Source organism: Rhizobium sp. ZK1 (genome assembly GCF_047782645.1).
Classification (GTDB): Bacteria; Pseudomonadota; Alphaproteobacteria; order Rhizobiales; family Rhizobiaceae; genus Rhizobium.
Genome location: NZ_CP180586.1, coordinates 1,951,436 through 1,965,023 on the forward strand (window position 1 = coordinate 1,951,436; position 13,588 = coordinate 1,965,023).

The 13,588-nt window shown below is 59.7% G+C and carries 16 protein-coding genes; 4 read left to right on the forward strand and 12 right to left on the reverse strand.

The genetic code is table 11. The features are described from left to right. Positions 1–447: 447 nt before the first annotated feature. The 5 genes from ACK9YZ_RS10020 to ACK9YZ_RS10040 form a co-directional block, all read right to left on the reverse strand. Entirely contained in the window at positions 448–930 is a 483-nt protein-coding gene (locus tag ACK9YZ_RS10020; protein WP_416066458.1) for a GNAT family N-acetyltransferase, read from the reverse strand. 93 nt (positions 931–1,023) lie between these two features. Continuing rightward, a complete protein-coding gene (locus ACK9YZ_RS10025; protein WP_216758445.1) occupies positions 1,024–1,314 on the reverse strand; it encodes a hypothetical protein in 291 nt (96 codons plus the stop codon). Between the two features lie 7 nt (positions 1,315–1,321). Then, positions 1,322–1,555, reverse strand: coding sequence for a hypothetical protein (locus ACK9YZ_RS10030; RefSeq protein ID WP_183734746.1), 234 nt, complete (start codon positions 1,553–1,555; stop codon positions 1,322–1,324). Between the two features lie 230 nt (positions 1,556–1,785). Next, the gene (locus tag ACK9YZ_RS10035) at positions 1,786–2,721 is read right to left on the reverse strand and encodes a flagellin (protein ID WP_416066459.1); all 936 of its coding nucleotides are present in this window, start codon (positions 2,719–2,721) and stop codon (positions 1,786–1,788) included. A gap of 193 nt (positions 2,722–2,914) precedes the next feature. Next, the gene (locus ACK9YZ_RS10040) at positions 2,915–3,166 is read right to left on the reverse strand and encodes a DUF982 domain-containing protein (RefSeq protein ID WP_416066460.1); all 252 of its coding nucleotides are present in this window, start codon (positions 3,164–3,166) and stop codon (positions 2,915–2,917) included. 211 nt (positions 3,167–3,377) lie between these two features. Between ACK9YZ_RS10040 and ACK9YZ_RS10045 the strand changes: the two genes are divergently transcribed. Beyond that, positions 3,378–4,109 (forward strand): Crp/Fnr family transcriptional regulator, encoded by a 732-nt coding sequence (locus ACK9YZ_RS10045; RefSeq protein ID WP_416066461.1) that lies wholly within the window; start codon positions 3,378–3,380, stop codon positions 4,107–4,109. A 12-nt stretch (positions 4,110–4,121) separates the two neighbouring features. Here the strand turns inward: ACK9YZ_RS10045 and ACK9YZ_RS10050 are convergent, their stop codons facing one another. From ACK9YZ_RS10050 to ACK9YZ_RS10065, 4 genes are all read right to left on the reverse strand, one after another. After that, entirely contained in the window at positions 4,122–4,616 is a 495-nt protein-coding gene (locus ACK9YZ_RS10050; RefSeq protein ID WP_216758449.1) for a sigma-70 family RNA polymerase sigma factor, read from the reverse strand. A 257-nt stretch (positions 4,617–4,873) separates the two neighbouring features. After that, positions 4,874–5,257, reverse strand: coding sequence for a response regulator (locus ACK9YZ_RS10055; protein WP_216758450.1), 384 nt, complete (start codon positions 5,255–5,257; stop codon positions 4,874–4,876). Positions 5,258–5,627: 370 nt separating this feature from the next. Further along, positions 5,628–6,602, reverse strand: a complete 975-nt coding sequence (locus tag ACK9YZ_RS10060) for a flagellin (RefSeq protein ID WP_216758451.1) — start codon at positions 6,600–6,602, stop codon at positions 5,628–5,630. 265 nt (positions 6,603–6,867) lie between these two features. Then, positions 6,868–7,458 (reverse strand): chloramphenicol phosphotransferase, encoded by a 591-nt coding sequence (locus tag ACK9YZ_RS10065; protein ID WP_416066462.1) that lies wholly within the window; start codon positions 7,456–7,458, stop codon positions 6,868–6,870. Between the two features lie 134 nt (positions 7,459–7,592). Between ACK9YZ_RS10065 and ACK9YZ_RS10070 the strand changes: the two genes are divergently transcribed. Then, complete coding sequence (locus ACK9YZ_RS10070; RefSeq protein WP_416066463.1) at positions 7,593–7,940, forward strand: ADP-ribosylation/crystallin J1; 348 nt, start codon at positions 7,593–7,595, stop codon at positions 7,938–7,940. A gap of 7 nt (positions 7,941–7,947) precedes the next feature. Here the strand turns inward: ACK9YZ_RS10070 and ACK9YZ_RS10075 are convergent, their stop codons facing one another. Beyond that, positions 7,948–9,234, reverse strand: coding sequence for an extensin family protein (locus tag ACK9YZ_RS10075; RefSeq protein WP_416066464.1), 1,287 nt, complete (start codon positions 9,232–9,234; stop codon positions 7,948–7,950). 228 nt (positions 9,235–9,462) lie between these two features. On the opposite strand from ACK9YZ_RS10075, the gene ACK9YZ_RS10080 reads away from it, so the two are divergent. Both ACK9YZ_RS10080 and ACK9YZ_RS10085 read left to right on the forward strand, forming a co-directional pair. After that, positions 9,463–9,852, forward strand: coding sequence for a DUF4440 domain-containing protein (locus ACK9YZ_RS10080; protein ID WP_416066465.1), 390 nt, complete (start codon positions 9,463–9,465; stop codon positions 9,850–9,852). 119 nt (positions 9,853–9,971) lie between these two features. Continuing rightward, positions 9,972–10,403, forward strand: coding sequence for a nuclear transport factor 2 family protein (locus tag ACK9YZ_RS10085; RefSeq protein WP_416066466.1), 432 nt, complete (start codon positions 9,972–9,974; stop codon positions 10,401–10,403). A gap of 57 nt (positions 10,404–10,460) precedes the next feature. On the opposite strand, the gene ACK9YZ_RS10090 is transcribed toward ACK9YZ_RS10085, so the two are convergent. After that, positions 10,461–11,339, reverse strand: coding sequence for an ornithine carbamoyltransferase (locus tag ACK9YZ_RS10090; RefSeq protein ID WP_416066467.1), 879 nt, complete (start codon positions 11,337–11,339; stop codon positions 10,461–10,463). Between the two features lie 197 nt (positions 11,340–11,536). Then, positions 11,537–13,357 (reverse strand): methyl-accepting chemotaxis protein, encoded by a 1,821-nt coding sequence (locus tag ACK9YZ_RS10095; protein WP_416066468.1) that lies wholly within the window; start codon positions 13,355–13,357, stop codon positions 11,537–11,539. Between the last annotated feature and the right edge of the window lie 231 nt (positions 13,358–13,588).

A 13,588-nucleotide genomic window follows, 5' to 3' on the forward strand; every position in this document is an offset into this window, starting at 1 on the left:
GGCTCTTTGCGGATATCAGTGCGATTTCGCCCGCTATATAGCCCCTTTGTGAAGCTTTGACATCCCGAAGAGCCTGAACACAGAATTCACACCATCATTCCAGCCGCCGACAATGTCAGGCATCGGATGCCCGTCCACAGCGAAAATCGGCCGATGAAAAGAAAATCATCGCCTCCTTCCCGATGTCATCAATCGGTGATGTTCATCCCCCATAAGAACACGCGAGGACAGCACCGGCTCCCGCCCGCCGCCCACCCCTTTGCGGAGCCGCCCTCTCGGCGATCTCGTTACGCCTTTTCTGCTGACCTCGGCATTGTAGTGAAATTGATTGTCAGTCACGAAATGCCTGGAACCGGCCAGTATCCCCTGTTCAGCCGCGTTCGTCTAAGCCGGCCCTAGGCCGGCTTTCTTTTTTGTTGCAGATGAGAAGGGTCTTTAATCCGCTGTCTAGAGTTCCCTAAACATCACGAGCGCATCGACATAGCCGAGATCGGGATGATTGAACGCCCCCGGAAGCCGGCCGACAACCTGAAAATCGAGCGACTGCCACAGCCGCACTGCCCGCTCGTTGGAACTGACGACGAAATTGAACTGCATGGCCCGGAAGCCGCGCTGGCGCGCATGGGCAAGCGAGTGCTGGTGCATGATGCGCGCCACACCCTGGCCCGCCGCAGCCGGCGCGGTCATATAGCCGCAATTGCAGACGTGATTACCGCCACCGGCCTGATTGGCCTTGATATAATAGGTGCCGACGACGCTGCCGCCGTCATCGGCGACGAATGTCTCCTTGTCGGGGCCGAGCCAATAGTTAAGCGCATCGGCTTCGCTCATGTCGCGGTCGAGCGTATAGGTCTCGCCCGCCCGGATGACAGGTTCCAGGATGGTCCAGATGGCGTCGCGGTCTTCCGCTCTGGCAGGTCGGATCAGCATGGCCGCATGTTCGCACGAGCAGATGGCGCTCCGCAACTGCGGCATGGCGGCTGGAAGCGTGCTGAGAAACAAGAAGATGTGAAGGGAGCTGCTTCAGTCGTTGAGGCTGTCGAGGATATCGTGGAGAAGCCGCTCGGCATAGCGCATCGTTTCGAGCTCTTCTTCCGGCGCGAGCTTATGCGCAACGCATTCCGCCCGCATGGCGGTTCTCAGCTTCGCAAGCAGCGCAGCCTGTTCATAGGGCGTAAACGCGCTGTCGCGAACGCTGATCTTCGCAATCGTCTCCAGAATCGCGATCCGCCCTTCCACCTGCCTTGCCGAGCCGACATAGGATGACCGCGACGGCCGGAGATTTCGGCGCGGGAATGTTACGATATTGCCCATGCGCCTCTCACAGGGCCGGTGTCTTGAAATCGGAGCCTGACAGCATGGTGTGCAGCTTGTACTCGCTGTCGGCGCCCTGCTGGTAAAGGTCGATTGTCATACGGGCGAGCTCACGCGCTTCCTTGCAGTCGCGCGACAGACCCCGCTCTGCGCAAAGCCGGTTGAAGGCCTTCTGCACGATCGCAAGCTCCACGGCACCGATCCAGCGGTCAGGCGCATCCGTTCTGATATTCGGTTGCATGATTTCCTCCCGATCGCTCCTTGAAGATGCTGCCAAACGCATAAGGGAGCAGAGAGTTCCATACAAAATGCAGAACGCAAAAATTTTCCATCGAGCCTCCCCGTATGCCCCGGTTCAAGGCCTACAGGCGACTCTGCAGCCGCTCTGAAAGGAAAAACATGCGCGTTTGAAGCTTTTGCGTTTCTCCTTTGTTTGGAAAACATCCTGAAGCCGGCGCTCGTCGCTCTCGTTCAGCTCCGGAAGAGCGACAGAATGTTCTGCGGCGCGCTGTTGGCGATGGAAAGCGATTGAACGGCCAGTTGCTGCTGCGTCTGCAGCGCCGACAATCGCGAGGACTCCGCCTCCATATCGGCATCGACCAGCCGCCCGACGCCACTGTCGGTGGAATCGCTGAGCGTGGAGACGAAATCCTCCTGCATGGTGATGCGCTTCTGCAGCGAGCCGAGCTCGGAAGCCGTGGCGACCATCAGGCCCAACGCCTGCTCCACATCCTGCAGCGCGTTGCCGATGCCGCCCGACGTGGTGAGCGTCGTGATGTCGAGTGCGTAGATCGACTGGCCGGATAACTTTCCCGCGCTCGTGCCGAGTATGCCCTCGTTGAGATTTTCGAGGCTGCCGCCGGTCGCCCAGGCACCGAACAGGGTATTCGAATCAAGGAGATTGCTGCTTCGGGCGACATAGTCCGTCATCGTCACCTTCACATTGCCGCTGCCGTCGCGCACGAAGGAGGACACGACCGAGCGGGTCGTCAGGTCGATGGCGATCATCCAGTTCTCGCCGGAGAATGAGGCCGACCGGGCAATGCTCAGCAACTGGTCCTGCAGCTGATCGATCTCTTCCTGCACCTTGGCTCTGTCGACGCCCTTCTCCGAAGCGGCGACGAGCTTCGCCTTGATCTCACTCACCACGTCGATGGCGCTCGACATCGCGGTATAAGCAGTGTCCACCTTTGCCGCACCAAGGCCCAGCGCATCCGAAACCGCCGAGAGCGCCTTGTTGTCCGAACGCATGGTCGTGGCGATCGACCAGTAGGCGGCGTTGTCGGCTGCCTTGTCGATCCGATAGCCCGAGGAGACGCGCTGCTGCGTATCCCGAAGGCTGCCGTTCACGTTGCGAAGCGTTTGAAGTGCGGCAATGGCGGAATTGTTCGTGATGATCGACGACATCAAAGGCTCTGTTATTCAACGAGAAAGTGATCATTGGATAGGAGAATCGCTGCGTCATGCACCCGAGGATGAAGAACTTATCGGCGGCGCAAGGTTAACAATTCCTTGCTGAACTCTCCCCCCCTCGATCTTACGGTCGGCCAAAACGCCTGCCGTCGGCTTGGAAACGGGCCATATGGTTGTGACGGCGATATCAGGCTTCGTCATCGATGCAGAGGACGCCGGCGGCATCGGCCGCATCGATAAAGGTTTCCCGCGCCTCGTCTGGCAGAAGCTCGCCTTCCGAGACGGCCGCAAAGGAGGCCAGCGCATTCTCGAAGGCCAGACCGTAGGTGACAGGCCACTTTTCGGCGAGAAGTGCTGCCGCGTGGCCTGTTCCACGCACGGTGATGAGGCTCTCCTGCCCCGGAAGCCGGATATGCAGCGGTATGGTCCAATCTGGCATGATGAATAGCGCCGCTGCCTGCCCCCGGTTGATCGTGTCGGCCCCTCAAACTCGACCACCCTAGTAAAGTTCCCTCGGGGCGCCCTGAATGCCCCAAATAAGATCACCATTTGGTGACAGTGTGAGGGCCGCAGGATTTGCAGGCAAATCGACCGCAACCGGGAACCTCAGCCGTTGTCTCGAGTCGGATGGTTTGACGAAGAGGAAAGCCATGGACAAGGCGCTTTACGCGGCGGGCGACAATATATTGCTCGCAAGGATGGACGAGGAGGCGAGACGGCATCTGGCCCCTCACCTGGAGCCGCTTGTCCTGCCGCGGGGCTTTGCGCTGTCGACATCAGGCCATGAGGTGAAATATTGTTATTTCATCGAGGATGGCATCGCCTCGATCATCGCGAGATCGGCGGCCGACCGATCGAGCGAGGTCGGCATCGTCGGGCGAGAAGGCATCGTGCCGCTGACGCCGATCCTCGACAGCACGCATGCGACCTTCGACATTTTCATGCAGCTGGAAGGGCGTGGTTCGCGCATCGCCCTGGAGCCGCTGCAGGAAGCGCTGAAGGCCGTACCGTCTCTGCGCCGGCTCCTGAACCGCTATGTCCAGACGTTCATCGTCCAGGCGGCTTTCACCTCGCTTGCCAATGCCAATCAATCCATCGAGCCGCGGCTGGCGCGCTGGATCCTGATGTGCCACGACCGCATCGACGGCGACCACATCGGCCTGACGCACGAGTTCCTGGCCCTCATGCTGTGGGTCCGCCGTGCCAGCATCACCAACGCGCTGCATGATCTGGAAGGCAGGCTGCTCATCTGGTCGGAGCGCAGCATGGTCACCGTCCGCAACCGGGCGGGCCTCGAAGAATTCGCCGGCGATTCCTACGGTCGTGCCGAGCGGGAATATCGCCGGCTGATCGGCGAACTCAAGCAGCCGGACACCGTCTAGCAACGATCCGGGCTAATGATGATAGCCGATATCGTCCGCAATGCGGTGGCGGGCGCGGTTCACCCGGCTCTTGATAGTGCCGATCGGACAATGGAAATGGTCTGCCGCTTCCTCATAGGAGCGCCCATCCACGAAGATGAAGGCGAAGGCAGCGCGGTAAGGCTCCGGCAGGTGTCCGCAGGCAGCCTCCAACTCATGGCCGCGCAGATGCCATTCCTGATCGGCCGGCACGCTGCCCTGCGACGAAGCGCATTCCTCCGAACCGAGCGTCTCGCGCTGTCTGAGGCGGAAGCGTGTGCAGAAGGCATTGCGCATGATCGTGAACAGCCAGGATTTCATCCGCGTGCCCTGTTTGAACTGTTCGATATTGCCAAGCGCCCTGACAAGCGTTTCCTGCACGAGATCGTCCGCATCCGCGGACGACCGGTAAAAGGTGCGGGCAAATGCCCTGAGCGCCGGAATGAGTGTGACCACTTCCTCTTGAAGAACGTCGCGGGAATGTTTCATGTCACTGCTCCCTGGAGCCGTGCGTCCCTTCGGACACACTCACTCTTTGAATCTACGCATCAGGCTTTCGGAAAATCGATTCCGATCTCGGGCCGATGCCGTAGCCGTTCATATGGAGGGCTCTTGATGTGGATCCCTCGGATATCGAGGCCTCCGCTGCTCAGAGAAAGGGAGGCACCGTCCTGTTCGTTCCATAAATGGGCATCTTGGTACGATATCGCACAATAGGCACGCTGCCGGCCTCTGAAAGGCCGGACTCAGCCGCCGTCTTCGCGCGACGCAAAGAGCGCCTTGGCGATCTCGGCGAGTGCGGAGAGGTTCTCGCTGAGCAAATAGCCGCCATATCCTGCGGCGATATCCGCATCGGCATGAGGCATCGCAAAAACAAAGGGTATCTGGGCATCCTGCAGCCGCTCGGCGAGCGGAAACACCACGTCGCCCTCGATGCGTATATCCAGAATGGCGCCGTCGATCCTGGCCATATCGAGCAGCGCCAGGCCGATTTCCGCTGATGACGCAGGTCCGACGATGACGACCCCGGCCTTTTCCAGCGCAAGCCGCACCGCATCGGCGACCATGTCACCGCTTTCGACAATGAGCAAATGCTTACCCGCCAGAAGCCCGAGATCGTCGATCTTCATCCATCCCCGCAATCGCCTCATCCCCCGGGATCAGGCCCCAGGATCAGGCTGAGTGTCCCTAACCGCTCATCGCGGCGAAGGTTTCCGGCGCAAACTCGGACATCCGCCCGATCTGCGGCAGGGCGGGAACAAGCGGTCTGTTGCGACAGGACGGCCCATGGCAAACTCCGCCACGCGCGCCGATACAAGCGCATTGAACATGACGCATCGAAGGCTGTCGTGCCATTGAACCGATTGGTGATTCATGCGCACAATGTCGAGGAGGCGGATGGCTATGTCTGCGCCAATGCGAAAGACCCGTGCCGGAGCCCCATTTAGGTTTCCAGCCGGGCCTTTCGCAAAAAAAGTTGAGCAGCATCAGCCGCTCGGACTAGCCGCGGAAGAGGCTGAGCAGGTTCTGGGAAGAACTGTTGGCGATCGACAGCGACTGGATGGCAAGCTGCTGCTGCGTCTGCAACGCAGAAAGCCGGCTGGATTCGTCTTCCATATTCGCATCGACGAGACGGCCGACACCGGAATCGATGGAGTCGCTGAGCTTGGTGACGAAATCATGGGCCTGGTCGATACGGGCTGAAACCGCACCAAGCTTGGCGGCGAAAGAGGTCATCTTCGTCAGATAGGTGTCGGCCGCCATCAGCATGCCCTGGACATCCTGCGTCGTGGTCGAGGAGGTCAGCTTCATCTCGTTGCCGGCCGAGCCTGCCTGCGAGCGGATCAGGAACCAGTCTGTGGGCGTGGTGCCGACGCCGCTGACATTCGGCTGCTGCACGGTGACGCGCATGGTCAGCAGGCCGCCGTAATCTGCCTGGTCGCTGATCAGCGCCAGCTTGTCGACATCGACTGCGATCGTGCCGACGGAAACCGTACCATTGCTGCCGCGATTGAACGAAGAAACGAGCTGCTCGATCGGCACACCGCTCGGCGGCGCATTGACACCCTTGTAGAGCCAGTTCTGGCCGCTGAAGCTTGCCGACTGCGAGATGCTTTTCAGCTGGTCCTTGAGCTGTTCGAGCTCTTCGCCGACCTTGGTTTTGTCGACGCCCTTTTCGGTCGCGGCCACCAGCTTGGCCTTGATTTCGGACATGACGTCGATAGCGGAATCCATGGCCGTGTAGGCCGTATCGACCTTGGCGGCGCTGATGCCCATTGCATCCTCGACGGCGCCCAGCGCCTTGTTGTCAGAGCGCATGGTGGTGGCGATCGACCAGTAGGCGGCATTGTCGGATGCCTTCTGTACCCGGTAGCCGGAAGAGACGACATTCTGCGTATGGTTGAGACTGGAGCCGACGCTTCTAAGCGTCTGCAAAGCAGCCATTGCGGAATTATTGGTATTGATCGACGTCATCGCACAGCACACCCACGGTAAGTTTGAGGGAAACATCACAACCAGAAAGTCATCATGCCTTCGCAGCGTTTTGCCATATTTGCGGTGGAACCGATTAAAAATGATTTACGAAAAGAAACGTTAGAATTTTAATTTCCACGACGGGATGTATTATTTTTATTGCCTGCTCGAATGACAATTTGTTCCAAATATACCTATGCGGGCGAATCCTGGACCAAAAAAGTACTTTTAACTATTTCGTCGCGGCTGAGTTGCGTAAACTCGTTCACGATGCCGGACCGCCTGCCCTGCTCGAAACGACGGACACGTGCCGCCGGATCGCCTCGGCGCCCTCCTCTGCAGACATGGCGGTGACGTCGAGGTTGAGCGTGTTCGCATGCTCGGGATCGAGCACCTGCAGCGTCCGGCTGCGCTCCTTTGATGCCTCAGCATTGACCGATTTCAGCCGCTCGCGCCGCTCCGGCATGGCAACCCGCCGCGACAGTTCCTCCGTCTCGCAAAGCAAGCGCACCGGTACCAGCAGCGACCCGCGCTGCCCGGCAGCATCGGCAATCTGCCGGAAGGTGCGGTGACTGCGCTCATCGCCGTGAATGCCGGCATGGGTGAAGATGAAATTCGCTGACGGCGCGCTGAAAGCGACGATCGTATCCAGAACCGTCTGCCGCACCCTGCCCGTCTGCTCCCAGATCTCGCTTGGCAGCGGCTTTGTCAGATCATGATCGAGAACGCCCATCACCGGATTGTTGACCCAGTGATTGTCGATGATTTTAGCCCGGTAATGCGGGGCGAGTTTGCTCGCGATGGTGAGCTTGCCGGTACCGGGAAAGCCGATGAGCAGGAGGAAAATGCCGGTCATGGTGCAAGGCTCTGAGAATACGAATTGATCTATGTGGGCACTCTGGCCGGCCGCGCAGTCAGCCGCAATAGTCCTTCTCGCGCAACAGATTCTCGGCTAACAGTTTCAGCAACTTGTCACCTCAGAAAGTTCTCATGAGCGATATAACCATCACCCTCTGGCGCCCGGTAGGCCCCGAAGAACTGGCGCTCGTGCGCGAGCTCGGCATGCGCGGATTTCCGCCCCGCCTACCCGACCAGCCGATCTTCTATCCTGTGCTTTCGGAAGACTATGCCATCAAGATTGCCCGCGACTGGAACGTGCCGAGAAGCGGCACGGGCTTCGTGACCAAATTCGAGGTCCGCAAGGAATATCTCGATGGCTACGCCGTGCAGGAAGCCGGCGGCCGGGCACATCTCGAATACTGGATACCCGCCGAGGAGATGGACAGCTTCAATGCCGCCATCGTCGGCGATATCGAGGTAATCAAGAGCTTCCCGTAATGCCGGTCTACTTACAAACGGTCTTTCCGCTCCTGCGCGACATGAGATCGAAGTGGAAATGGTTCCAGTGCTCCGGATTGTAGCCCGGGCCGAGCACGGTCGTGAAATAATTACAGCTGTCGCTGCGCACGGCCTTCAGGAGGCGCCCTTCGCGGAAGGAGAACAGCCCCTTCTTGCGCACGTCGATCTTGTGGCCGTTCTTCAGCACGAACTTGCCGACATCGATGGCGTTACCCTTCGCATGCTCAGAAATCGGATTGTATCTCTGGCGGCTGTTGTTCATGCGCCGGCAGGAATAGCCGCCGAGCGGCTCGATGGTCTGAATGCCGCTCCAGTAACGGAAGCGGGCTGATGGTGCGAGCTCGTTCTTCACCCATTTGGCGAAGGCGAGTGTAACCTGGCAGTTCAGGACGACCGCCGGCTTGACGCCGATATTGCCGGAGAGCCCCTTCAGTGACACGGGATACGGCACCTGGCAGGATGGCCCGTTGGAGATCGGCGGTCGGTCCTCGAAGATCACGCCCATGCGCTTCAATTCGCGCCGGCAGGAAAGCTCGGAGGCCGGCATGACACCGGGATCGACGGGCGCTGACGGCTCGCTCATCATGGGATTGTTCGGCCTGATCATGGCGACCTGTTCCGGCTCATCCTCTTCCGGCACCCGTGTCGGCGCCAGAACCGGGCTGCCGTCGCTCCAGGTCTGAGCGCCGTTACTCGCCGCACGCATCGGCGCGCGGCTCATCTGGCTGGCTGCGACCGGCTGCGGCACGCTGCGCTGGTTCAGTTGTCTCGGATTGTCCGTGCCGATACCGTCGACGACGGGCTGGGTGGCGTCGCCCTCGGCGATCTGCTGCTGCTCGTCCTGCGCCAGCCCGACGACCGGCTCATTCTCAGCTCCGGCGCCGAGCTCCTCATCCATGTTGACGCCACCAGGGGGGATGGCGAGCGGCTTCACGCCGCCCCAGTTGCCGTTTGAGGCGACCTGCTGGCCCTGTTGCGGCGTGGTCATGGGCGCAGATTGCTGTGTCTCTGATCCGGCAAGATTAGGCGTATCGAGATAGTCGATCTGCCCCTGCGTATTGCCGACAGGCGTGCTTACGCCGGGATAGGGTTGCTGACTTTGGACCGGCGCCATGCGCACCGCCCCGCCGCGTGCCGGCGAAATGGAGCTGACACGCGTGCTGCTGTCGACATTCTCGGGCGGCACCAGCCCATCGCTGATCGAACAGGTCGTCAATGCCGCCGAAAGCAGGGCCGGCAGGACGGAGCGCCGAAGAAGGGAAAGAAACGCCATACTTATCGCTTCCGCATGCGGTCTGTGATCGGAAAACCTCGATTCAAATTTAATTAAAAACGGTGAATGAAAGCTTTACGTGTGGAGATTGACTGATCGAACACGTCCACACCAGTTAGGGAGGTATCTGTGCCCCAAGGGGAAGAAAGCGTATCCAAAGCCCTTGGAAGCTGTCGCCATGAGCCGGCTGCTCTAGTTTTCTGGGGAATTCGTGAAAGGCATAACACAGTGAACACACCCGAAATCCGCATTGAAGAAATCCGTGAACGCGAAGAAGCGCTGCATCGTCATGAGGTGCGCCATTCCCGCGAGGCTCTCGAAGAGCTGCTGGCCGATGGCTTTGCCGAATTCGGATCCTCGGGGGTGGTCTATCGCCGCGACGTCATGATCGAACTCTTGTTGCAGGAGGAAAACTATGCAGGCGACGCCCCGCTGCAAGCGGCCGACTATGCCTTGACGCCCATTTCCGTCGACGCCGGCCTGCTCACCTACCGCACATGGCGCACTCAGCCGGATGGCTCCGAGCGGCATGTGCTGCGCAGTTCCATCTGGAAGCATGACGGCCGGCGATGGCAGATGCTCTTCCATCAGGGCACTCAGACCAGTTCGGCAGGCTGACTGCCAATCAGGCTGGCGATCCGAGAAATGCCGGTCATTGACTTGGACCCTATTGGCATCCTCAGCCATCACCATAGCTACTGCATCATGAGCCAGGTCCACACTCAGGAAAGCAGCCGATGGAAGCAGCGGTAAGGAAACTGTCCGAGCATTACGCACACCTTTTCCGAGAGGCTCTGGCAGGTAAAACCGACATAGCCGAGGTCGTAGCCCTCTATGCCTCCGATGTCATCTCCGCCTCCACTGCCGGGGTGATGTCCGGCAAGAATGACGACAAGTTCAAACAGATACTGGCGAGCAGTTATGAGCACTACCGGGCCATAGGCACGAAGAGCATGCGGCTCCGGCATATCCGCCTCTCGCCGATCGATGAAAACCATTGTGTAGCCCATGTCGCCTGGACGGCGACTTACGCCCGCAAGGACCAGCCGGACACGACAATCGACTTCGATGTGCATTACCTCGTGCAGGTCCTGCAGGGAGAGGCGAAAGTCTTCGGCTGGGTTTCAGGCGACGAGCAGGCGCTCCTTAAGCAGCATGGTATCGGATGAGGCAGACATGGCCTGGCAGCCTCAGTCCTGACCTTCTCACTGTTTGGCGCCAAGCGGTTACGCCGAGGTCGATGGCGAACTCGTAATCCACTCCATCAGCGCATTCTGGGCATGGAGCAAGAACGCCTTCGCGGGGCGGCTCTGGCAGGCTGCGTGCAACATCGCATCGGCGCTCATTTCCTGCCCCCGCGTAACCGGCGGACACGGCAGGAAAATCGTATTGCGTTGTCCCCTGTCGAGGAGTGCGGCTGTCACCTGATAATCGAGCAGTTCGCGATCTCCGGCGTCGTTCGGCCACGAATCAGTAACGATCACATCCGCTTCAAGGATATGCTGCAGGTCTTCGCTGGTCTCGAAATTTGGGTTCAGAAGACTGGGGTCAGCAACATGCCAGCGTTCGGGATAGACCTGGACGACGTGAATCGGCATGGTCTTTGATGCTTCCACCCACGAACGGAGAATGTTCGCATCAGGCGCGATGCCAACAATTTTCAGACCCTCCATCGTTCCCCGCACGTTTCTCACATAAGCAAGATCGCCAAGCGTTTCACATGGATGATTTGATCGCGTGCGTGCATTGACGACAGGGATATGGATCGAGGAAGCGAGTTCCCTCAAGGTCGCGAGCTCTCTGGTTCTGACAGCGAGAAGGTCAAACCAGTTGCCGAGATAGCCCGCGAGATCGGCGACATCTTCTCCTGCGCCGAATTTGATCGGCGCTTCGACACAAAGACCGCCCATCGCTTTTACGCCCAGTTCGAAAGCCGTCGTGTTACGCCAGCCGCTATCGTCGACAATGAGGCTGACCCGCTTGCCGAACAGACTTTGAGGCATGGCGCGGTCAACCCAGCACTTTGCCAGGTCACAGGCTCGTTCGATAATCCTGAAGATGGTTTCGGACGGAAGGGAATGAAATTCGAGGAAATCCTTGTGCAAGCCGTAAACTCCGAAATCACTATTCTTCAGCGCAACTCGGGCCGCCGAACTCGACGCTATTATCGCTGCACCGCTAAATCCATTCGGTCATGCTCATCGGTCCCATCAAAAATACTCATCGCAAGGCGCAATGCGGGACGCAAAGGGCCACGGCATCCTCTGCCGCGACCTTCAATGTTCAAACAGTCCTGACTGCCTTAAGCAGCCCGCCCGAAACGCTGCCCCTGCCCCGTCTCGCTCCGCAGCCGGAACTTCGACAGCAGCGACCGCAACTGCTGGCTCTCCTCCGCGAGCGTCTGGCTGGCCGCCGTCGTCTCCTCGACCATGGCGGCGTTCTGCTGGGTCATCTGGTCCATGTGGTTGACCGAGGTATTGATCTCGTGAAGGCCCGTCGCCTGTTCGCGGGCAGCCGTCGCGATGGAATCGACATGGGCGTTGACGCGGTTGACCAGCGCCTCGATCTCGACCAGCGCATCGCCGGTGGAGCGCACCAGCGCCACGCCGCCTTCGACCTCGGATGCCGAGCTCGAAATCAGCGTCTTGATCTCCTTCGCCGCATTCGCCGAACGCTGCGCCAACTCGCGCACTTCCTGCGCCACGACCGCAAAACCGCGACCGGCTTCACCGGCACGTGCTGCTTCCACACCGGCGTTCAGTGCCAGGAGGTTGGTCTGGAAGGCGATCTCGTCGATGACGCCGATGATCTGGCTGATGCGGCTCGAACTATCCTCGATGCGGCTCATGGCCGAGACGGCGTTGCGGACGATCTCGCCGGATTTGCCGGCACTGGTCTTCGTTTCCGCCACCATGGTACGCGCCTCGTTGGCGCGCTCGGAGGCGGTGCGAACCGTCGCGGTGATCTCGTCGAGAGCGGCGGCCGTCTCTTCCAGCGCAGCCGCCTGCTGCTCGGTGCGCTTGGAGAGGTTGTTGGTGGCCTCGCTGATATCTCGAGCGCTGTCGTTGACGATATGACTCGATTCGGCAATCGCATTGATGACGCTGTTCAATGCATCCACGGCGGCGTTGAAATCGGAGCGAAGCTTCGCATAATCCTGGCCGATATCGTCGATCGCCACGGTCAGGTCGCCGGCCGCAAGCCGTTCCAGTCCGGCGCCAAGCGCCATCATCGCCGCAGTCTGGCGTTCTGAGGAGGAGCGCAGGCTCGCCTCGTTGCCGCGCCGCTCGCCTTCGATCTCGCGCTGGCGCTCGTCCTCGCGCACCCGCAGCTCCGCGCGCTCGGCAACGGAATCGCGCAGTACGATCAGCGATTTCGCCATCTGGCCGATTTCGTCGCGACGGTCGGCATCGGATATCTGAACGCTCGCATCCTCATCGGCAATCGCGTTCATCGCCGCCTTCAGCCGGGCAATCGGCGAGGTCACGCTGCGCACGATGGCATAGGCGATGGCGAGCGTGGCGATGGCGCCGAGCAGGCAGAGCACCGCAGCCCATATCGCATTCTGGCGATAAAGCGCGGCAAGGTCGTCTGCATAGACGCCGGTGCCGACGATCCAGCCCCAGGGCGCAAAACCGGCCACATGCGAATATTTCAGCACCGGCTGATCGGCGCCCGGCTTCGGCCAGTAGTAATCGACGAAGCCCTGCCCGCTCGCCTTCACCGTATTGACGAATTCGATGAACAGGAACTTGCCGTTCGGGTCCTTGTTCTGGCTGAGGTCCGTGCCGTTCAACTCCGGCTTGACCGGATGCATCACCATGGTCGGATGCATGTCGTTGATCCAGAAATAGCCGGTGCCGCCGCCGTAGCGCATGGAGGCAATCACGTCCTTGGCGGCAGACTGCGCCTGTTCGCGGGTCATCGTGCCCGCCTGCTCCAGCTTGTAATATTTGTCGAAGATGGCAAGCGCCGTCGCATCCATCTGCGCCAGACCGGCTTTGCGCTCGGCTTCCAGCTCCCGATAGGAAAAATTGAGGAAGAAGATCATCGTCGCGGCAAGCACGGCGAGCGCGAAAGCGACGAGGCTGTAGAGGCGGGTTGAAATCCTGATGTTGCGCATGGGGTTCCGGCGGTTCTCATGTGTGACAATTATCAAATACTGATGTGAGCCGCTTACCGGACGGTAAAGCTTGATTAGAATGTGATGAAATAACGCTACGTGAGGCAATCGGGCGCAGCCCTTATCCTCAGATCAAAGAATTGAATTTTAACAGAATTTCAACAGTTGAGAATCTTGCGCAGGCAGCGGATATTTTTCGCCTGACACACCGGGACCGCCTGTCTCGCAGGC

Excerpts from the sequence above, each read along its gene's own strand:
- ACK9YZ_RS10070 (WP_416066463.1), top strand. The coding sequence starts at position 7,593 with ATGAGCGATATAACCATCACCCTCTGGCGCCCGGTAGGCCCCGAAGAA.
- ACK9YZ_RS10055 (WP_216758450.1), bottom strand. The coding sequence starts at position 5,257 with ATGAAGATCGACGATCTCGGGCTTCTGGCGGGTAAGCATTTGCTCATT.
- ACK9YZ_RS10085 (WP_416066466.1), top strand. The coding sequence starts at position 9,972 with ATGGAAGCAGCGGTAAGGAAACTGTCCGAGCATTACGCACACCTTTTC.
- ACK9YZ_RS10045 (WP_416066461.1), top strand. The coding sequence starts at position 3,378 with ATGGACAAGGCGCTTTACGCGGCGGGCGACAATATATTGCTCGCAAGG.
- ACK9YZ_RS10035 (WP_416066459.1), bottom strand. The coding sequence starts at position 2,721 with ATGTCGTCGATCATCACGAACAATTCCGCCATTGCCGCACTTCAAACG.
- ACK9YZ_RS10020 (WP_416066458.1), bottom strand. The coding sequence starts at position 930 with ATGCTGATCCGACCTGCCAGAGCGGAAGACCGCGACGCCATCTGGACC.
- ACK9YZ_RS10075 (WP_416066464.1), bottom strand. The coding sequence starts at position 9,234 with ATGGCGTTTCTTTCCCTTCTTCGGCGCTCCGTCCTGCCGGCCCTGCTT.
- ACK9YZ_RS10025 (WP_216758445.1), bottom strand. The coding sequence starts at position 1,314 with ATGGGCAATATCGTAACATTCCCGCGCCGAAATCTCCGGCCGTCGCGG.
- ACK9YZ_RS10065 (WP_416066462.1), bottom strand. The coding sequence starts at position 7,458 with ATGACCGGCATTTTCCTCCTGCTCATCGGCTTTCCCGGTACCGGCAAG.
- ACK9YZ_RS10060 (WP_216758451.1), bottom strand. The coding sequence starts at position 6,602 with ATGACGTCGATCAATACCAATAATTCCGCAATGGCTGCTTTGCAGACG.
- ACK9YZ_RS10095 (WP_416066468.1), bottom strand. The coding sequence starts at position 13,357 with ATGCGCAACATCAGGATTTCAACCCGCCTCTACAGCCTCGTCGCTTTC.
- ACK9YZ_RS10050 (WP_216758449.1), bottom strand. The coding sequence starts at position 4,616 with ATGAAACATTCCCGCGACGTTCTTCAAGAGGAAGTGGTCACACTCATT.
- ACK9YZ_RS10030 (WP_183734746.1), bottom strand. The coding sequence starts at position 1,555 with ATGCAACCGAATATCAGAACGGATGCGCCTGACCGCTGGATCGGTGCC.
- ACK9YZ_RS10040 (WP_416066460.1), bottom strand. The coding sequence starts at position 3,166 with ATGCCAGATTGGACCATACCGCTGCATATCCGGCTTCCGGGGCAGGAG.